The organism is Actinoplanes sp. NPDC049599 (assembly GCF_044465625.1).
Classification (GTDB): domain Bacteria; phylum Actinomycetota; class Actinomycetes; order Mycobacteriales; family Micromonosporaceae; genus Actinoplanes.
This window is the reverse complement of the sequence record NZ_JBITLX010000020.1, coordinates 143,039-160,781: the sequence shown is the minus strand read 5'-3', so window position 1 is coordinate 160,781 and position 17,743 is coordinate 143,039. Positions and strand designations below refer to the sequence as shown.

Annotated in this window: 18 protein-coding genes and 1 riboswitch; of the genes, 9 read left to right on the top strand and 9 right to left on the bottom strand. The window is 73.7% G+C overall.

Features of this window, described 5'->3' with window-relative positions; genetic code table 11:
* Positions 1-3: 3 nt before the first annotated feature.
* Positions 4-591: a winged helix-turn-helix domain-containing protein gene (locus ACIBQZ_RS29885; protein ID WP_396092142.1), complete on the bottom strand. Its 588-nt coding sequence runs from the start codon at positions 589-591 to the stop codon at positions 4-6.
* 51 nt (positions 592-642) lie between these two features.
* On the opposite strand from ACIBQZ_RS29885, the gene ACIBQZ_RS29880 reads away from it, so the two are divergent.
* Together ACIBQZ_RS29880 and ACIBQZ_RS29875 are read left to right on the top strand one after the other, a co-directional pair.
* A complete protein-coding gene (locus tag ACIBQZ_RS29880) occupies positions 643-1,674 on the top strand; it encodes a phosphotransferase (protein WP_396092141.1) in 1,032 nt (343 codons plus the stop codon).
* 521 nt (positions 1,675-2,195) lie between these two features.
* Positions 2,196-2,777 (top strand): hypothetical protein, encoded by a 582-nt coding sequence (locus tag ACIBQZ_RS29875; protein WP_396092140.1) that lies wholly within the window; start codon positions 2,196-2,198, stop codon positions 2,775-2,777.
* Between the two features lie 477 nt (positions 2,778-3,254).
* On the opposite strand, the gene ACIBQZ_RS29870 is transcribed toward ACIBQZ_RS29875, so the two are convergent.
* The 3 genes from ACIBQZ_RS29870 to ACIBQZ_RS29860 are packed head-to-tail and all read right to left on the bottom strand — an operon-like array spanning position 3,255 to position 4,839.
* Positions 3,255-3,860, bottom strand: coding sequence for a histidine phosphatase family protein (locus ACIBQZ_RS29870; RefSeq protein WP_396092139.1), 606 nt, complete (start codon positions 3,858-3,860; stop codon positions 3,255-3,257).
* A complete protein-coding gene (locus ACIBQZ_RS29865; RefSeq protein ID WP_396092138.1) occupies positions 3,857-4,642 on the bottom strand; it encodes a CbtA family protein in 786 nt (261 codons plus the stop codon). The genes ACIBQZ_RS29870 and ACIBQZ_RS29865 overlap by 4 nt, the downstream gene beginning before the upstream one ends.
* The gene (locus ACIBQZ_RS29860) at positions 4,633-4,839 is read right to left on the bottom strand and encodes a CbtB domain-containing protein (RefSeq protein WP_396092137.1); all 207 of its coding nucleotides are present in this window, start codon (positions 4,837-4,839) and stop codon (positions 4,633-4,635) included. The genes ACIBQZ_RS29865 and ACIBQZ_RS29860 overlap by 10 nt, the downstream gene beginning before the upstream one ends.
* A 38-nt stretch (positions 4,840-4,877) precedes the next feature.
* A riboswitch (cobalamin riboswitch) is annotated at positions 4,878-5,017 on the bottom strand.
* Between the two features lie 93 nt (positions 5,018-5,110).
* On the opposite strand from ACIBQZ_RS29860, the gene mycP reads away from it, so the two are divergent.
* The 6 genes from mycP (at position 5,111) to ACIBQZ_RS29830 (ending at position 12,024) form a co-directional block, all read left to right on the top strand.
* The gene (gene mycP, locus ACIBQZ_RS29855) at positions 5,111-6,316 is read left to right on the top strand and encodes a type VII secretion-associated serine protease mycosin (RefSeq protein ID WP_396092136.1); all 1,206 of its coding nucleotides are present in this window, start codon (positions 5,111-5,113) and stop codon (positions 6,314-6,316) included.
* Between the two features lie 130 nt (positions 6,317-6,446).
* A complete protein-coding gene (locus ACIBQZ_RS29850) occupies positions 6,447-6,902 on the top strand; it encodes a DUF6817 domain-containing protein (protein WP_396092166.1) in 456 nt (151 codons plus the stop codon).
* A 63-nt stretch (positions 6,903-6,965) separates the two neighbouring features.
* The gene (locus ACIBQZ_RS29845) at positions 6,966-7,916 is read left to right on the top strand and encodes a GlxA family transcriptional regulator (RefSeq protein WP_396092135.1); all 951 of its coding nucleotides are present in this window, start codon (positions 6,966-6,968) and stop codon (positions 7,914-7,916) included.
* Positions 7,917-7,920: 4 nt separating this feature from the next.
* Positions 7,921-8,538, top strand: coding sequence for a DJ-1/PfpI family protein (locus ACIBQZ_RS29840; RefSeq protein ID WP_396092134.1), 618 nt, complete (start codon positions 7,921-7,923; stop codon positions 8,536-8,538).
* 81 nt (positions 8,539-8,619) lie between these two features.
* Positions 8,620-9,798: an FIST signal transduction protein gene (locus ACIBQZ_RS29835; protein ID WP_396092133.1), complete on the top strand. Its 1,179-nt coding sequence runs from the start codon at positions 8,620-8,622 to the stop codon at positions 9,796-9,798.
* 9 nt (positions 9,799-9,807) lie between these two features.
* On the top strand, positions 9,808-12,024 hold the full coding sequence (locus ACIBQZ_RS29830) for a putative bifunctional diguanylate cyclase/phosphodiesterase (protein WP_396092132.1): 2,217 nt from the start codon (positions 9,808-9,810) through the stop codon (positions 12,022-12,024).
* Between the two features lie 728 nt (positions 12,025-12,752).
* On the opposite strand, the gene ACIBQZ_RS29825 is transcribed toward ACIBQZ_RS29830, so the two are convergent.
* Positions 12,753-13,661: a dihydrodipicolinate synthase family protein gene (locus ACIBQZ_RS29825; RefSeq protein WP_396092131.1), complete on the bottom strand. Its 909-nt coding sequence runs from the start codon at positions 13,659-13,661 to the stop codon at positions 12,753-12,755.
* Between the two features lie 71 nt (positions 13,662-13,732).
* On the opposite strand from ACIBQZ_RS29825, the gene ACIBQZ_RS29820 reads away from it, so the two are divergent.
* Positions 13,733-14,677 carry a LysR family transcriptional regulator gene (locus tag ACIBQZ_RS29820; RefSeq protein ID WP_396092130.1) on the top strand — a complete coding sequence of 315 codons (945 nt, stop codon included), beginning with the start codon at positions 13,733-13,735 and terminating at the stop codon, positions 14,675-14,677.
* Between the two features lie 260 nt (positions 14,678-14,937).
* On the opposite strand, the gene ACIBQZ_RS29815 is transcribed toward ACIBQZ_RS29820, so the two are convergent.
* The 4 genes from ACIBQZ_RS29815 to ACIBQZ_RS29800 form a co-directional block, all read right to left on the bottom strand.
* On the bottom strand, positions 14,938-15,324 hold the full coding sequence (locus tag ACIBQZ_RS29815) for a hypothetical protein (protein ID WP_396092129.1): 387 nt from the start codon (positions 15,322-15,324) through the stop codon (positions 14,938-14,940).
* Positions 15,325-15,509: 185 nt separating this feature from the next.
* Positions 15,510-15,929, bottom strand: a complete 420-nt coding sequence (locus ACIBQZ_RS29810) for a hypothetical protein (RefSeq protein WP_396092128.1) — start codon at positions 15,927-15,929, stop codon at positions 15,510-15,512.
* Positions 15,930-15,933: 4 nt separating this feature from the next.
* Positions 15,934-16,833 (bottom strand): MBL fold metallo-hydrolase, encoded by a 900-nt coding sequence (locus ACIBQZ_RS29805; protein ID WP_396092127.1) that lies wholly within the window; start codon positions 16,831-16,833, stop codon positions 15,934-15,936.
* Positions 16,834-17,196: 363 nt separating this feature from the next.
* Positions 17,197-17,742, bottom strand: coding sequence for a MarR family winged helix-turn-helix transcriptional regulator (locus ACIBQZ_RS29800; RefSeq protein ID WP_396092126.1), 546 nt, complete (start codon positions 17,740-17,742; stop codon positions 17,197-17,199).
* Position 17,743 lies beyond the last annotated feature (1 nt).

Sequence of the window (17,743 nt, the reverse complement as noted above, 5' to 3'; positions counted from 1 at the left end):
CGCTCAGCCCTCCCGGGCCGCGGCCGGGTGCACCGCGACCACCAGCCGGTGGCTGCGCCCGCCCGGGGCGTCCTCGTCGTGGAAGCGGCTGACCAGCGCCGTCACGGCCACCGTCAGCTCCTCGGCGAACGCCGCCCGGTCCGCCGCGCTGGCGAACCGGATCTCGCCGTCGATGGCGAACGTGGCAACCTTCTGCCGGGCCCGGTCGGCGCCGGTGATCAGCGCGCCGACGTCGCGGACCAGCCGTGCGGCGACCGCGAGCAGCCAGCGCGCCGACAGCCGGTCCGGGGCGCGGGCCGGGTCCGGGGCCACGGCGGCCAGCGCCGAGGGGGAGATCACGTACGAGGCGGCGGTGGCCTGCAGCACCCGCTCGGTGACGTTGCCCCGGCGGCGCTCCTCGACCAGCCGGAGCAGCCCGTGCTGCTCCAGCGTGCGCAGGTGGTAGTTGACCTTCTGCCGGGGCAGGCCGACCTGGGCGGCGAGCATCGTGGCCGAGCCGGGCACGGCCAGCGCGGCGAGCAGCCGGCTGCGGATCGGATCGAGGCTGGCCTCGGCCGCGGCCGGGTCCTCGATCACTGCGACGTCTTCCATGCCGCCACCCTCTCACCGACAAATTAATTTGTCCATACTAGGCTCGGTGCGGTGAGGATCCCGCCGGGCGACCTGGTCGCCGACCCCGCCACCGCCCACGAGCTGCCGCACAACACCGTCAGCGGCGCCACCGGCGGCATCTGGCGGGTCGACCGGGCCGGCACCCCCGCGGTCCTGAAGATCTCCACCCCCGGCCGGCCGGACGCGGCGCCGCACTTCCAGGCCTCCGACGAGCCGGGGCACTGGAACTACTGGCGGCGTGAGCTGCTGGCGTACCGCACCGGGCTGGCGCACACCGCGTTCGCCGACGCCGGGCTGTCCGCGCCGGCGCTGCTGGGCACCGAGGAACGCCCCGACGGCTCCGTCGCCCTCTGGCTGGAACACGTCACCGGGACGCCGGGCACCGACTGCGGCAGCGCGGAACTGGGCGAGGTCGCGTACCGGATCGGCGCCGGGCAGGCCCGCTGGCTCGGCCGGCCGCCGGCCGACGCCTGGCTGGCGCGTGACTTCCTGCGCGACTACACCACCGCCCAGTCGGCCGCCGCCGAGCCGGACTGGGACCACCCGGCCGCGGTCGCCGGCTGGTCCCCGCGGCTGCGCGCCGACCTGCGCCTGCTCTGGCAGCGCCGGCACGAGCTGCTGGCCGCCGCCGACCGGCTGCCCCGCACGCTGTGCCACCACGACCTGTGGCCGATGAACCTGATCATCGGCGCGGCCGGGCCGGTCCTGCTCGACTGGGCGTTCGCCGGCCCGGGCGCGATCGGCGAGGACGTCGCCAACCTGACCCTGGACACGTTCTTCGACGGCCTGATCGACATCGGACTGCTCGACGAGGTGACGGCCGCGGTCGCCGACGGCTACCGCCGGGGCCTGGCCGGCGCGGTCGACGAGGCGACCCTGCACCGGGCGATCAGGCTGACCGGCGCGGCGAAGTACTACTGGCTGGCGCCGCGGATGCTGGCCGCGGCGGCACGGGCGCCGCGCAGGGGTGTGTACGACTCGCGGGACACCGCGGAGGTGTTCGCGGGGCGGGCGCCGGTGTTGTCGCTGGTGACCCGGTGGGCCCGCGCGGCGCTGAGCTGACCATTGCCCGGTCGGGTTGCCCAGCTGAACTGAGCGGCCGGGCTTGGGCGAACCGAGGCTCACGGCCCTGACTGGTGATCTTGCGAAGACTAGCGGTAAGGCTGGCCAGGGGCATGCGTTGTGGGACCGGAGGCTGCCCGACGGCGGGTGGCTACTTCCAGTCCTCTGGCAGCTTTCCGCCGTTCGCCTTCATCGTTTCCTTCGCTCTGTTGGCGTCGCCGAACGTCTCTGGCATCCACATGCTGAAGTCGGTTGCGCTGAGTCGCAGGGCGGAGTCCACAACAAAAGGCTTCGCAGAAGTCGTAGTTCTCGGCGCTGTAGTGGTACTGCCCGTCCAGGTGGACAGCGTAGAGCTCTCCGCCGAACTGCATGTCCACGTCGGGAGTGAGCATCGAGAACCGGGCGTAGCGGGCCAGGTCCAGGCCGGCGACCTGCGCACGCAGTACGCGCCGCGCCGTGGTGACGCTGGTGGGTGCGGGCGATACCCTCGGCGCCCAACCATTCAAGTTCGGGAGCGCCGCGTGCCGTCGATCAATTGGGACACCGTGTCGACTGCCGGCGCGACGGCTCTGGTCGTGACCTTGGCGGTCGAATACGTGGCGAAGCCGCGGCTGGAGGCCCGCAAGGAAGCGATCCTGGATGCGCTGCGGGCTCGCCGTGAGGTGCAGGCGCTGGTGTTGCGGATGACGGTGGCGGCGCAGAGGTATGCGGCGGATATGCCGGACGGCGTCGATCCGCGGCTACGCACGAAGTGGGCCACCGAACGCAACCGGCAGTACGCGGTGCTGGAGGAGCTGGTGCTGAAGCTGTCCGATGAGGTGCCTCGGTACGCGTCGACGTTCCGGCAGCCGCTGAGGGATCTCGTCGTTCAGGTCGCGTACACCGCGTTCGGGATCATGTTGTCGCTGCGGCCGAAGACGCGGAAGGCGCAGATGCTCGTCGAGTTGGGGACCGCGGCCGCGGCGGTGCTCGATCTCCCGGCGCCGTGGAAGGTGGTATGGCGGGCCTTGCCGTGGCAGCGGTCCGCGGATGAGGTGCGGCGGTTGGTCGCCCAGGCAGAGGGTGAGCCCGCTCCCGATGCCGGAGGCAAGCAGGTCGGCTAACGCGCCGGTCGACGGGGGCCAAAGCCGGCGGCCTCGATCCCACCCCAAGATCATCGCTAGCGTGACTCCTCCGAACATTGGTCCTCACGCCCCTGGTCGGTCATGTCCGTTGATATTCCGCCAGGACTACGGGAACCCCTTTCGGTTCGGGCCTGGTCGAGCGCGGTTTCTGCCGTGGCGGGCTACTCGCCCACGCTGACCGGCAGGGCGGTGGCTGCGTCCATCCGGTCGACCCTCGTCGTCAGTGACCTCTGCCGGCGGGTGGGGTAAATCAGTCGTGCGATGAGCTCGATGACCGCGTCGGCGGTGATCGTGGTGTGCTCGGCCGGCCGTGGGTATCACACCCCGAGGCGCGAACTCCGAAATGGCGTCTAGCATGCCCTCTGACCAGCCTTACCGCTAGCTTTCGCAAGATCACTAGTCGAGGCCCTCACCAGCTGAGCTGAGCGGCCGGGCCGGGGGTGAGAGCCGGGCTGGTCAGTCCGGCGGGGCGAGGCGGGCGGTCGGCGGGAACGACACGTGCCAGCGGCCCGTGCGGTGGGTCAGCCTGATCAGCGACAGCGGCGCCACGTCCAGCTGCCACACCGCCGCGTCCGGCAGGCCCAGCGCGTGGGTCAGCGCCGCCCGGATCACCACCGGGTGCGCCACCGCGACCGTGCGCTGCCCGGCCTGGGTGTCCAGCCAGGCGCCCACCCGCTTGCGGACCGCCGTCAGCGACTCGCCGCCGTGCGCGGCCGCGCCCGGGTCGGTGAGCCAGGCCTGCAGGCCCTCCGGATCCCGGCCCGCCACGTCGCCCAGGCCCAGCCCGGTCCAGCTGCCGTACCCGGGATCGGCCAGCGCCCGCTCGACCACCGGGTCGTCGTGGCCGGGGTCGTCGTGGCCCAGCGCCCGGGCGGTCTGCAGCGCCGCCTGCGAGGGCGCGCAGACCCAGCGGTCCGCGCGGCCGCCGAGGTCGGGACCGTCCGGGTCGGACAGGGCGAGGGCGGCCCGCAGGCCGCCCTCGTCGAGATCGTCGTCGCCGCCGAAGACCGCCCGGCGCAGGGCCGGTGTCGTGGCGGCGGCGAGCAGCCGCAACCCGCTCACGCCGGCACGGCCTCGGCCGGCGTCTCGCGCACCGCGGGGCGCAGCCGCGGCAGCAGGGCCGCGAACGCCAGCCCCAGCGCGGTCCAGAGGGTGACCTGGGTGCCGAGCGAGGCGAGCCGGAAGGTCCACAGCAGGCTCGGCGGGAACGTATCGGGCACCTCGTCGATCGCGGGCAGCAGCAGGTAGCCGATCGCCACCACGGCCACGAAGCCCAGCACGGCGGCCGTGGCCCGCAGCCACTCCGGCGCCTGCGCGCGCGGCGCCCGGAAGGCCACCACCGCGGCCCAGACCGCGACCAGGCCGATCACCACGATCGCCAGCCAGCTGATGGTGCGCTGGTTGATCGTCGCCGGGTCGCCGACCGCGGGCGGGTTCGCCGGATACTTGCCGAACGGCACCAGCACCACCCCCAGCAGCGCGGCCCCGGCCAGCCCGAACGCCGCCCGGGTGTCGCTCGGGGTGCGCAACCGGCGGCGCAGCACCGTGTACGCCGTCGCGAGCAGCCCGCCCATCGCCACGCCGTACAGGGCGGTGGCCAGGAACAGCCCGACCTTCTGGCCGGCGCGCGAGACCAGCTCCTGGTCGTGGTGACCGTCATCGGTCCCGTGCGCCGGGGCGGTGGCGGCCGCGGCCTGCTCGATGGCGATCGCGGCGTCGATCCGGCTCTCCCCGCTCGCGTACGCGAAGACACCGGCCAGCAGACCGGCGATCAGGCCGGCCAGCAGGCCGCGCAGCAGGAGGGCACCGTAGCTCGGGGTGGTGCGCGGCGAACTCAGTGACACGGGACGCCGAGCAGGTGCCGCCCGTCGTGCATGAGCTCGTGCAGGTACATGCCGCTCTGCGACAGCGCACCCTGATCGAAGGCGACCAGGTAGGCCAGCAGCATGAGCAGGATGACGGCGCCGGCGGCCGCGGTGAGGACCCGCGCGGAGACCGCGGGCGTGCTCGGCCGGGTTACCGCCTGCGTGGTGTTCGACATGACTGGGTAAGTCCTCCTACCGGGATGACGCGTCCCGTTCAACAGGCCTGCGTCCGGGTGAGCGTCCTGACTCACGGGCCCGGGGACCCGTTCACAGTGGCGCGACCGCACCGGATTCTCACCGGTTTCCCTCACCACGGCGCAGATGGTTCCCCCAACCTAGCGGCGGCCGCCGGACCGGGTCAATCGAGCCCCCGGTCACAGCCGCCGGGGCAGCACCCCGCGGGCCGCCTCGGTACCATCCAAGCCGATCGGTCCCGGGGGAGTGGCGATGAGGTTGCACACCGTAGCGGCGGCGCTGACCGCGTCGGCCGCCGTGCTGGCGCCCGCCGCGCCCGCGCAGGCCCGCGCCTTCGCCTGCCAGAGCCTGCCCGCCCCGGCCAAGGTCAGCGCGGCGGTGCCGTACGAGACGCAGCTGTTCGCCCCCGAGCGGCTGGCACCGTTCGCCACCGGCGCCGGTATCCGCATCGCGGTCGTCGACTCCGGCGTGGACGCCGGCCACCCGCAGCTCGACGGCCAGGTCGCCGCCGGCCGCGACTTCCTGCACGGCAACGCCACCGGCCGGCAGGACTGCGTCGGGCACGGCACCGCCGTGGCAAGCGTCATCGCCGCCCGGCCCGTCGCCGGCGCGGGCCTGCGCGGGCTGGCGCCCGGCGCCACCATCGTGCCGGTGCGGGTCAGCGAGCAGACCGACACCGAGCAGCAGAACGGCGAGCCGGCCAGCCCGGCCAGGTTCGCCACCGCGATCGACTGGGCGGTCGACGAGGGCGGCGCCGACGTGATCAACATGTCGCTGGTGATGACCGACGACGACGACCGGGTGCGGGCGGCGGTCGCCCGCGCGACCGCCGCCGGGGTGATCGTGGTGGCCGCGGCCGGCAACCACGGCCGGCCCGACGAGGCCAACCCGCGGCCGTACCCGGCGTCCTATCCGGACGTGATCGGGGTCGGCGCGATCGGCCCGGACGGGGTGGCCGGCGACTTCTCCCAGCACGGCGACTATGTGGACGTGGTGGCGCCGGGGGTCGGTGTCACCCTCGCGGCGCGCGGCGAGGGGCACACCCGGGGCGACGGCACCAGCTACGCGGCGCCGTTCGTGGCGGCCACCGCGGCGCTGGTCAAGCAGCGGTTCCCGGCGCTGACCCCGGCCCAGGTGGCCCGGCGGATCTTCGCCACCGCCGACCCGGCACCCGGCGGGCGGCGCAGCGAGCGGTACGGCTTCGGGGTGCTGAACCCGTACCGGGCGCTGACCGAGACGCTCGGGCCGGAGACCCGCCCGGCGCCCGCGCCGGCAGTCATGCACACCGAGGACCCGGCGGCCGTCGCGCTGGCCGCCCGGCGCGACCACGCCCGCGACATGTCCCTGCTGGCCGCCGCGATCGGCGCCGGCGTGGTGCTGCTGGTGGTGCTGGTCACCGCCGCGCTGCGCCGGGGCCGGCGCCGCGGCTGGCGCCCGCCCGACCCCGAGCTGCCCTGACCGCGCTGCCCCCTGCGAGGTGATCATGTCCGTCCTGACCCGGGAGCAGACATCATGAGCACCGCCCAGACGGTCCGGGCCTGGCTGCGCGAGCGCGGCGCCGAGCGGATCGCGCACCCCCGGCGGCACCCTGTACGCCCACCTGGGCCGGGTCCACGACCGGCTGGGCGCGCTCGGCCACGACCCGCAGGTGCGGCTGGCCGGGCTGGCCCACGCCGCCTACGGCACCGACGGCTTCGACCGGAGCCTGCTCGAGGTCGCCGACCGGCACCTGCTGCGCGCGCTGGTCGGCGACCGGGCCGAGGCGCTGATCTACCTGTACGGCGCCTGCGACCGGTCCCGCACCTGGCGGGCGCTGCCGCAGACCGGCCGGGTCCGGGACCGCTTCACCGGCGCCGAGCACACCCTGGCCCCGGAGCAGCTCGGCCCGTTCACCGATCTGAGCATCGTCAACGAGCTGGACGTGGCCGAGCACGACCCGGGCTTCGTCACCCGGCACGGCGACTACTTCCGCGACCTGTTCGCCACCTGGGCGCCGCTGGCCTCGCCGCCGGTGCTCGCCGAGGCCCGCCGCGTGCTGGGGTGATGGCAGGAATCGTCATGGTTGTGGCCTGGACGCCACCACGGCCGGCCCGCCAGCATCGAGGTCATGGGGGACCGCCGGATCGTCGCCGTCGTCTACGACGGCTTTCAGCTGCTCGACCTGGCCGGCCCGGCCGACGTGTTCGCCACCGCGGCGCTGATCGCCCGGGGCGGCTACCGGCTGGAGGTGGCCGCCGCCGCGCCCGGAGCGGTCCGCGCCCACAACGGCGTCAGCACCACCGCGGTCGGCTTCGACGAGCTCACCGACATCGACACGCTGCTGGTCACCGGCGGGCTGTCCGCGCCCCGGCAGCTGCACCTGGCCGGCCCGATCGCCGCCCTGGCCCGCCGCGCCCGGCGGGTCGCCTCGGTGTGCAACGGCGCGCTGCTGCTGGCCGAGGCCGGCCTGCTGGACGGCCGCCGCGCCACCACCCACTGGCTGATCGCCGGGGACCTCGCCGCGCAGTACCCGCGGGTGCGCGTCGACCCGGACCCGATCTACCTGCGCGACGGTCCGGTGTGGACCTCCGCCGGGGTCACCGCGGGCATCGACCTGGCGCTGGCGCTGGTAGCCGCGGACCACGGCGCCGCGCTGGCCGCCGACGTGGCCCGCGGCCTGGTCGTCTACCTGCACCGCCCGGGCGGGCAGAGCCAGTTCAGCACCCCGATGCGCGCCGCCGCACCGAGCAGCGAGACGCTGCGCGAGCTGCAGGCCTACATCGACGCCAACCCGGCCGCCGACCTGTCGGTGCCGGCGCTGGCCCGGCGCACCGCGATGAGCGAACGGCACTTCTCCCGCATCTTCACCCGCCAGGTCGGCATGTCCCCCGGCCGCTACGTCGAGCACAGCCGCGCCGACGCCGCCCGCCGGCTGCTGGAGTCCACCGACGCGCCGCTGGCCCGGATCGCCCGCGACTGCGGCCTCGGGCTGCCCGAGACGCTGTACCGCACGTTCCGCCGGCGCTGGCGGGTCTCACCGGCCGACTACCGCCGCCGTTTCCAGCAGAGAGAGGCCTGAGGCCATGCACGTCGCGATCCCGCTGTACCCCCGGTTCACCGCCCTGGACGCTGTCGGGCCCTACACGGTGCTCGGCTTCGCCCCCGGGATCACCGTGACGTTCGTGGCCGCGGCGCCCGGCCCGGTGACCGACGACCTGGGCAGCCTGACGCTGACCGCGACCGCCGGCTACGCCGCGCTGGCGCACCCGGACGTGATCGTGGTGCCCGGCGGCCCCGGCACCGCCGAGGCGATGGCCGACACCGGGCTGCGGGACTGGCTGGTGGCCGCCCGCGCGCGCTGGACGACCTCGGTGTGCAGCGGCTCGTTCCTGCTGGCGGGCGCCGGTCTGCTGGCCGGGCGCCGGGCCACCAGCCACTGGGGGTGGCGCGACGGGCTCGCCGCGTTCGGGGCGCAGCCGGTCGAGGAGCGGGTCGTGATCGACGGCCCGGTCATCACCGCGGCCGGCGTCTCGGCCGGCATCGACATGGCGCTGACCCTGCTCGCCCGGCTGCGCGACGACAACACCGCCCGGGCCGTGCAGCTGGCCATGGAGTACGACCCCGACCCGCCGTTCGCCGCGGGCTCGCCGCGCTGCGCGCCGCCCGGGCTGGCCGAGCGGGCGCTCGCGCTGATCCGCTGACCGGCGGCGGGCACGCTCATGCCCGGGGCCCGGCTGCCGATAGGAGTCATGACCACTGTCCGGCGAGCAGAAGGAGCGGCCATGCACGAGTCCCGGGAACGCTGGTTCGGCGTCGGGCGCAGCCTGCTGAGCGACCCCGCCGCCGCCGGTGCCGCCGCCGCCCGGGACGCCGTCGCCGACCGGCGGGCCACGCTGCTGGTGGTCTTCGCCTCGCTGCCGTACGCGACCCAGGCGATGGCCGAGGCCGCGCACCGGGCCGCCGGCGGCGACGTGCCGATGATCGGCTGCTCCACCGCCGGCGAGTTCAGCCCCGACGGGCGCGGCGAGACCGTGGTCGTGCTGGCGTTCGGCGGCACCGGCTTCGTCACCTCCGTACGGGCCGTGCCGGAGGGCTCGTGCGACCTGCGCGAGGCCGGCATGCGCGCGGCCAGCTGCCTCGACGACATCGACCGGGAGTTCCGGACCGTGCTGCTGCTCGGCGACGGGCGCAGCAGCGACCAGCAGGAGATGGTCCGGGGCGCGTACGCGGTCGCCGGCGCCGGCGTCCCGCTGATCGGCGCCTGCGCGGCCGACGGGCTCACCCAGACCTCGACCCGGCACTTCTTCAGCGACGGCACCGGCGTGCAGGTGCTGACCAACGGGGTGCTGGCCGCCGCGCTGGGCTCCGACGCGCCACTGGGCCTGGGCCTGGCGCACGGCTGGCGCAAGACCGGCGAGCCGATGGTGGTCACCCGCAGCCACCAGGGCAAGATCTTCGAGCTGGACGGCGAACGCGCGCTGGACGTCTACGTGCGGCGCAGCGGGGCGAGCCCGGACCTGCTCACCGACCCGGCCGCGTTCTTCGGCTTCGCCACCGTGCACCCGCTCGGGCTGTCCCGGCGCACCGGTGAGGACCTGCGGGTGATCTTCGCCGCGGACGTCGAGGAGGGCTCGATCTCCGGGCTCGCCGACACCCCCGAGGGGGCGATGGCCTGGTACATGGAGGCCGACCCGGACGCGGTGACCGGCGCGGCGGCCGCGGCCGCCACCGCAGCCGTCGACGCCCTCGGCGGCGCCGACCCGCTCGGCGTGTTCGTCTTCGACTGCTGCGTGCGCGGCCTCGCGCTGGGCCCGGAGGGTACGGACGCCGCCGGCAAGCAGCTCGCCGAGGCGCTCGGCGACGTGCCGTTCGGCGGCTTCTACAGCAACGGCGAGATCGTCCGGACCACCGGCGCCAAGGGCATGCACCATCTGACCGTCGCCGCGCTCGCCGTCAGCTGATCGCCGGGCATGGGCAGCAACTGGTCGACGCTCCAGCTGACCGAGTTCTTCAGCGCCATCACCCGGGCCGGCGACGAGGCCGGCGCCGCCCAGCTGGCCGTGGAACGCGCCGCCGAGGCCACCGAGGCGGAGATCGCCGCCGTGCTGTCCGGCGGTGAGCTGCTCGCCTGCCTCGGGCTGGGCCGGCAGACCCGCACCGACACCCTCAGCGGCGTCACCCCGGCCGTCGAGACCCTCACCGTGCCCGGCCTGGGCACCTTCCACAGCACCGTGCACCCGCTCGGCGGCGACACCGACGGCCAGCTGATGCTCGGCCGCCGCGAGGGCGGCTTCGAGGCCGAGGAACGCCAGATGCTGCAGGGCATGGCCCGGGTGCTCGGGCTGGCGCTGCGCGGGCTGCGCACCCTGGCCGCCGAGCGTGACCTGCGCCGCGACCGCGAGCAGCAGGCCGAGGCCCGGCTGGTGCTGGTCACCGCCCTGGAAAAACGCGAGCAGCTGCTCGAGACGCTGCTGCAGATCCAGCGGGCGGTCAGCCAGCGCGCGCCGCTGCAGGAGATCCTCGACTCGGTGACCCGGGGCGCCTCCGCGGTGGCCGACGGGGCACCGGCCGCGCTGGTGCTGCGCGACGCCGACAACCCGGGCGAGACGCTGGTCGCGTCGCTGACCCCGGGACACGAGCACGCCCGGCACGACCCGGTGGTGCTGGGCGCGGCGCTGCGGGCGATGCGCAAGGACCACCCGGTCGACCAGGACGCGGTGCTCGCCGCGCCGGTGCACGTCGGCGGGGACGTGGCGGGCAGCCTGGTGCTCGGCCCGGTGGCGGCCACGGTCCGGGCCCAGGAACGCCGCGACGTGCTGGCCGCGTTCGCCGAGCAGGCCAGCCTGGCGCTGACCGGCGCGCACTCGATCGCCGCGGTCCGGCAGGCGTACCACGACGGGCTCACCGGGCTGCCGAACCGGACGCTGTTCCTGGAACGGCTGGACCGGGCGCTGGACGTGAGCGCCCGCTCGCGCGCCCGGATCGCCGTCCTGTTCCTCGATCTGGACCTGTTCAAGCAGGTCAACGACACGCTCGGGCACGCCGCCGGCGACGAGCTGCTGCGCGGGGTGGCCGGCCGGCTGCGCGCCGCGGTCCGCGGCGGCGACATGGCCGCCCGGCTCGGCGGGGACGAGTTCGCGATCCTGCTGGAGCCGGTCGACGACCCCGCCCAGGCCGGCGAGATCGCCGAGCGGATCAGCGCGGCGGTCGCGCAGCCGTTCACGATCGCCGGCAAGGAGGTGCTGACCCGGGCCAGCATCGGCATCGCGCTCAGCGACCCGGGCACCGCCGCCGGCGACGACCTGGTCCAGGACGCCGACGTGGCCATGTACCGGGCCAAGAAGAGCCGACCGGGCAGCTACCTGCTGTTCGAGCCGGGCATGCGCAGCGAACTGCTGCGCCGGATGGAACTGACCGCCGAGGCGGCCCGGGCGTTCGAGGCCGGCGAGTTCCGGCTGGCCTACCAGCCGATCGTGGCGCTGCCGGACGCCCGCCCGGTCGCCGTGGAGGCCCTGCTGCGCTGGACCCACCCGCGCCTGGGCGCGATCCCGCCGGCCACGTTCGTCCCGCTGGCCGAACAGAGCGGCCTGATCGTCGCACTGGGCCGCTGGGTGCTGCGCGAGGCGTGCCGGGAGCTGGCCGGCTGGCGCGCGCACGGGCTGCCGGAGCTCACCGTCAGCGTCAACGTCTCCGGCCGGCAGCTGGCCGACGAGCGGCTGGTCGCCGACGTGCTGGCGGTGCTGGCCGAGACCGGCCTGCCGCCGGCGTCGGTGACCCTGGAGGTCACCGAGACCGCGCTGATGCGCGACCCGGGCCAGGCGCTGCGGCGGCTGCGGGCCCTGCACCGCACGGGCGTACGGCTGGCCGTCGACGACTTCGGCAGCGGCGCCTCGTCGCTGGCCCACCTGGGCCGGCTCCCGATCGACCAGCTGAAGATCGACAAGTCGTTCATCGACGGGCTGACCGGCGACCGGCGCCGGCTGGCCATCGTGCGCAGCGTGCTGGAGCTCGGCAGCACGCTGGAGCTGCAGACCGTGGCCGAAGGGGTCGAGGACCCGGCGCAGCTGGCGGCGCTGTGCGGGCTGCCGTGCGACCTGGCCCAGGGTTTCCTGTTCGCCGAGCCGATGCCGGCCGCCGAGATCCCCCGCTTCGCCGCCCGGCACCGGCTGCTCGGCGCGGCCCGCTGACCCGAGCAGCCGATCCCCCACGGAGCTCAGTAACCGTTCGCCGCGGCACCCCCGACGGGATCTTGTCAGGCACCACCCGGTCGACCTTCGCCATTAGCTGCCGTCGCAGCCTCAGCGGCGGCATTCCTGCAGATCTTGATGAGCTAGAACGTTCCAGAAGTCTTTTGCGTGGTTGGTGTATCGGGCGATGGCAATAGCCCGCCGGAGTGACGTGGGCCGCGCGCCGACCGCCACCGACGCGCAAGATTTCGATCTTGTTGATGTGGGGTGAGCTCCGAACCTTAAGTCCACAAGATCGACAATTCACTGCCCGCTTCGTGACTTTTACGCCCTTTGTTCCCTTAGGAGTTCTGCGATGTGAGAATCCTGCTCAATATGTGGGCCAGTGCTGCGGGTCCGGCGGTGGGCAGGCCTCCGGCAATGCTTGGCGCGGCCGTTTCGGCGCGGCAGAAGCGTGTCGCCCGTCCGGGGGATGGCGATCGATCATCACAACAGCCATGCAAAAGACTCCCAGCCACACCACACGGCTCCAAGGTCCACCAATTGCGCCCCTTTCCTCCTGAGATGAACTCGGCAACGGGGGACCGTGATCCAGAAATGGCGAAAGTGGGGCACCCGCAGGTCGGTGCTGTTGTGCATGGACATGCAGCTGGCGCCGGCCCGCTGGACGCGTACGTCAGCGTGCGGTAACCATCTGCGCCGGCTGCGCCTAGCCGACGCCGGCCCGATCAGCCGATCTGCGCCGGCTGCGCCCGGCCGACGCCGGCCCCGATCAGCGGCCGGTCGAGTTGCTCCAGGGCCGCCCGGACGCTTCCGGCCGCGGCCGGGAGCAGCGGCAGGCGCACCGCCGGGGTCGGGATCCGGCCCCGGGCGTGCAGCACCCCCTTGATCACGGTCGGGTTGGGCTCGGCGAAGGCCGCCAGCGCCAGCCCGGTGAGCGGGCCACCCAGCGCCCGGGCCCGTACCGGATCGTCGGCCTGCCAGGCCCGCACCAGCGCGACGAACCGCTCGGTCGCCAGCTGCGCCGAGGCCAGGATGCCGCCGTGCGCGCCCAGCGCGAGCAGCGGCGAGACGAACGCGTCGTCGCCGCCGAGCACCGCGAACCCGGGCGGCGGGTCCGCCAGCAGCTCGACCGTGGCGGCGTCGATGCCGCCGGCGGCCAGCTTGATCCCGGCCACCCCCGGGATCGCGGCGAGCCGCCGCAGCGTCGCCGCCGACAACGGCTGCCCGGTCCGGTACGGCACGTGGTAGACGATGACCGGCACCGGGCCGGCCGCGGCCAGGGCCGAGAAGTACGCGACGACCCCCTCCTCGCCGGGCCGCAGGAACGGCGGCACCAGGCTCAGCACCGCCCGCACCCCGGCCCGCGCCGGCACCGCCCGCACGGCGTCGACGGTGTTTGCGCCGAGCACCAGCGGGGCGTCGTGCTCCCGGCACACCCGCGCGACGACGTCCACGACCGACCGCTGCTCGGCCGGGGTCAGCGCGGCCGGCTCACCGGTGGTGCCCAGCGCCACCAGACCGGCCGCGCCGCCCGCCAGCACGTCGTGCGCCAGGGCCGCCAGGGCGTCCAGCGCCACCGCGCCGGCCGCGTCGAACGGGGTGATCAGCGGTACGTACACACCGGAGAACGTCATGACCTCAGCCTGTGCCCATTCATGTCATAAGGTCCAGTTCCTATTGCTGCACCAAACCGTAAGCTCAGCTGATGCTGGAAGTCCGGCGCCTCCGCCTGCTCTGCGACCTCGCCCGCCTCGGCACGATCGCCGCCGTCGCGCAGGCCCACACGTACACCCCGTCCGCGGTCTCCCAGCAGCTGTCGGCGCTGGAACGCGAGGCCGGCCTGCCGCTGCTCGAACGCACCGGCCGCGGCGTCACCCTGACCCCCGCCGGCCGGGTCCTGGTCCAGCACGGCGAGACCGTGCTGGCCGCTCTGGAACAGACGACGACCGCGCTCGCGGCCCTGGCCACCGGCCTGTCCGGCCCGCTGCGCATCGGCGCGTTCCCCACCGCGGTCCGCACCCTGCTGCCGGCCACCCTGGTCGCGCTGGCCGCCCGGCACCCCGGGCTGGAGCTGATGGTCACCGAGCTGGACCCGGCGGCGGTCCCGGACGCCCTGCGCGAGCACCGCCTCGACGTGGGCCTGGTGCACGACTACGACATCGTCCCGGTCCGGCCCGACCCGATGATCGACACGGTGGCGCTGCTGGACGAGACGGTCTACCTGGCCCTGCCCGCGACCGGCAGCGGCTCGTTGCGCGAGCAGCGCGACGCCGACTGGATCCTGGCCAGCCCCGGCACCCTGTGCCACGAGGTCACCCTGAACGTGTGCCGGGCGGCGGGCTACACCCCGCGGGCCCGGCACCAGGCCGACGACTTCACCACGGTGCTGGCCCTGGTCGCCGCCGGCCAGGGCGTGGCGCTGGTGCCGGAACTGGCGACGGTCAAACCGCCGCCGGGGGTGTGGCTGGTGCCGCTGCCGACGCGGCGGCGCACCCGGATCGCGTACCGGCAGGGCGCGGCGGCCCACCCGGCGGTGGCCGCGTTCATCACCGAGATCCGCACCGCGAGCAGCGCGTACGGGTTGCCTCCGGCACTGCCGGGCACGAGGATCACCCCGAACAACTCCCGCCGGTCCGGAGAGCCGCGGTGAGCCTCCGCGGGCCCCGCTTCCCGGCGTAGGTCCGGGCGACGTCGGCCTCGCGCCTCGGCCGACCCCAGGTGCGGGCACAGTGATCACCGTGCGCAGCAGCCGCGACCGGGTCACGCCGCCTGTCGGGTCCGCTGAGCGACGCGAGCCGGTCCACCGGGCCCGGCTGGGCCTGGCGACGCCGTCTGCCAGGTCCGCAGCAGGCGCGTCCGGGCCGACCACAACGTCTGCCGCGGCCGGTCAGCGGCGCGCGCCGGTCATACCTAGGCCGCGCCGCTGATCAGCTGCTCCGCCCAGGGTGGCCGGAGCAGGGCGATCAGGATGAGGGCGGCATCGATGGCGATCCCGGCCACCAGCGCGTTGTTCCAGAACGCCACCAGCAGCGCCGCCGACAGCAGGCCGCCCACCACGGTGAGCACGGGCCAGGCGGCGGACAGGCCGGGAACGCCCCAGACCGCCAGAGCGACCAGGGCGAAGCCCGCGACGCTCGCCGCCACCAGCGCCAGCCCGAGCGGGCGGCGGGCCGCCTCCGGAACCAGCCACGGCCGGTCGAAGGTGAACTCGGGCACGTCGGGGGCGAGGTAGAGCAGGTGCACCAGCCCGTGCGCCAGCAGCACGATCCCGATCGAGACACGGACGAAGACGATCATCGAGGCCTCCTCTGGGACGTCGACCCGCTCAGCCGCCAGCCGACCACCGCCGGGCACGCGCGGACAGAGGATGAGGTCCCGGATCGGGCATCCGTTCGGATAATTACCGTATTGCCATTACCGGTAATCCATTAATCCGCCCGCACCTCCGAAACGGACAAAACGCCGGTACATCATAATGACAGTTATGGTGTAGTCCGCGGGGCCGACGACGAGGGATCGGCTGAGCGGCGCACGGCCTCCATCGCCAATGAGGTGTAGGGCTGCCCGAGGTAGGCGGTGAGCAGCACCATCAGCTCGGTGAGGGCTTCCTCGTCCAGCCCGGTGCGGTGGGCCAGCGAAAGGTAGGTGGACAGGCGCACGTCGGTCACGTTCTGGGCGACCAGCGCGGTGATGACGGCGATGCTGCGGTCCCGGTCGGTCAGGTGATGCCCCTGCCAGCCGGGGCCTCCGGCGGCTTCGAACGCTTCCCGGGTGTACGCGGCGCCGGCGTGCTCATTCATGACGCGTTCGGCCTCGGCCGGAACCATGCCGAAGTTGCGGGCGTAGACCTCCCGTCCGGCGGCGGCGCGAGCGCTCATTTCGTGCGCGGGAACGGTCGGCATGGCGTCAACTTTCTGTCGTGGTGGTCGGTGCGGTCCGAGGCCGGTCGGGTTGTCCGGCCGCCCGTGCCGACAGCAGTGGGATTCCCCGGTAGGAGTCGAGGTCGTGGGCGGGGACGACCTGCATCAGCCCGGCGACGGCGATCATGCGCAGGAGGCCTTGCCGGAGCTGTTCGGGATCGCTGTCGGCGAGTTTGCTCAGCAACCAGGGGCGTTCGACGCGACGGCGGATGCCGTCGATCTGCCAGGTGAGGTCGCCGACAAAGGCATACCTCTGCGCGGTGGGCAGGGTGACGAAGACGATGACCGAGCCGGTGGTGTGGCCACCGGCGAGGGCGATGACCACCGAGCCGTCGCCGTACACGTCGTAGCTCGACGCGAAACCCAGGTACGGCCCGTCGTCGAACCCGTACTCGTGAATCTCGTGACCCTGCGACACGCTGCGGTAGACCTTGCCGTCCGGATCGGTGGCCGCATATCGGCGCTCGGGGGCGTTCATCCAGATGGGCGTGCCGTGCAGGCCGTCGAGCCCGCTGACGTGGTCCCAGTGGGAGTGGGTCGGCAGCACACCGAGCAGTCGATGACGGTCGTAGCCGATGGCGTCCAGCTGACTGCTGACCGTCAGACCCGGTTGGTGCGGGGCGCGGACGAAGCGCGGCAGCATCGCGATGTGCGCGGCGACGCCGGCGCCGAAGCCCGCATCGATCAGCAGGTCACCGCGGGGGTGCTGCACCAGCACCGCCGACGAGGCGAAGTGCCGTTTGTCGCCGAACGACCCGCCCTTGAAGGCGAAGGCCGCGCGAGTCAGGTAGGTGCCGGTCGGCAGGTGGTGGATGGCCAGTTCCGCCGGCGGGGAGGCAGCGGGCAGCGGCTGTGGCCACGGGCCGGGTTCGGGAAGAGGAGGCATGCCGAAACCCTACGAGGTGAGATCATCTGAGTCAAGAATATCTCTGCCCAGACGATTACCTGGCCCGCCTGACCGGCCGTCACCCCCGTCGGTGCCACGATCCGGTGATCCGCCCGAGGGCCGGCGGCCACCGAGGCGCGCGGGCCTCGCACCCGGACGAAATACGCCGCGGCGAGCAGGAACACCACGAGCGCCGTGAAGACGTTGATACGTACCCCGCGAATGGTGTTCGCGGGGTCGATGCGCAGCGTTTCTATCCACAGTCGCGTCACGGGACTGGGGATGGCGGCCAGGGTCACGGCCGGCATTCTCGATCGTGAAGCTGCCGCGCGCCGTGCGATGAGCCGGCCGACCTGCAGGCCGTCACAGGCAGGAGCCCCGGTCCTCGCTGTCGCCGATGATGGCGAAGAGCATCTGGCGCAGCGACGCGATGTGCTCCTGGCTGAAGCCGTCGAGCACCGAAGCCTCGACGGCGGCGCTGGCCTCGGCGACCGTGGCGCGGAGGGCTTCGCCGTTCTCGGTGATCTCCGGGATGCGGAGACGGCGGTCACCGGGGGCGTTGCGGCGAACCACCAGGCTTCTGCGCTCGAGCCGGTCGAGCTGGCTCATCAGGGTGGTCTTGTCCAGGCTCAGCGACTTGCCGAGCTCTCCCTGGGTGAGGCCGGGGGTCTTGTCAAGTGCGCTCAGCACGATGTATTCGCGCAGCGTGAGTCCGTGCCTCTCGGCCTGTTCGCCGGTGGCGTTGTGCATGTGCTGAGCTGCTCGGTGCAGCAGCCAGGTGAGCTCGGAGTCGAGCGATGGTCTGGGCCCTGGGGCTTCTGCGTCACTAACCGTCAATGCGATCTCCCAGAAACTCGAAGCGCTGTCAGGAGCCGGGGTGGCGGCGACCTCCGTGCCGAAAGTTATCATG

Bases quoted from the DNA above. Each gene is read 5' to 3' on its own strand.
- ACIBQZ_RS29825 (WP_396092131.1), bottom strand. From the start codon at position 13,661: ATGACGTTCTCCGGTGTGTACGTACCGCTGATCACCCCGTTCGACGCG.
- ACIBQZ_RS29805 (WP_396092127.1), bottom strand. From the start codon at position 16,833: ATGCCTCCTCTTCCCGAACCCGGCCCGTGGCCACAGCCGCTGCCCGCT.
- ACIBQZ_RS29885 (WP_396092142.1), bottom strand. From the start codon at position 591: ATGGAAGACGTCGCAGTGATCGAGGACCCGGCCGCGGCCGAGGCCAGC.
- ACIBQZ_RS29840 (WP_396092134.1), top strand. From the start codon at position 7,921: ATGCACGTCGCGATCCCGCTGTACCCCCGGTTCACCGCCCTGGACGCT.
- ACIBQZ_RS29820 (WP_396092130.1), top strand. From the start codon at position 13,733: ATGCTGGAAGTCCGGCGCCTCCGCCTGCTCTGCGACCTCGCCCGCCTC.
- ACIBQZ_RS29845 (WP_396092135.1), top strand. From the start codon at position 6,966: ATGGGGGACCGCCGGATCGTCGCCGTCGTCTACGACGGCTTTCAGCTG.
- ACIBQZ_RS29830 (WP_396092132.1), top strand. From the start codon at position 9,808: ATGGGCAGCAACTGGTCGACGCTCCAGCTGACCGAGTTCTTCAGCGCC.
- ACIBQZ_RS29835 (WP_396092133.1), top strand. From the start codon at position 8,620: ATGCACGAGTCCCGGGAACGCTGGTTCGGCGTCGGGCGCAGCCTGCTG.
- mycP (WP_396092136.1), top strand. From the start codon at position 5,111: ATGAGGTTGCACACCGTAGCGGCGGCGCTGACCGCGTCGGCCGCCGTG.
- ACIBQZ_RS29800 (WP_396092126.1), bottom strand. From the start codon at position 17,742: ATGATAACTTTCGGCACGGAGGTCGCCGCCACCCCGGCTCCTGACAGC.
- ACIBQZ_RS29810 (WP_396092128.1), bottom strand. From the start codon at position 15,929: ATGCCGACCGTTCCCGCGCACGAAATGAGCGCTCGCGCCGCCGCCGGA.
- ACIBQZ_RS29860 (WP_396092137.1), bottom strand. From the start codon at position 4,839: ATGTCGAACACCACGCAGGCGGTAACCCGGCCGAGCACGCCCGCGGTC.
- ACIBQZ_RS29815 (WP_396092129.1), bottom strand. From the start codon at position 15,324: ATGATCGTCTTCGTCCGTGTCTCGATCGGGATCGTGCTGCTGGCGCAC.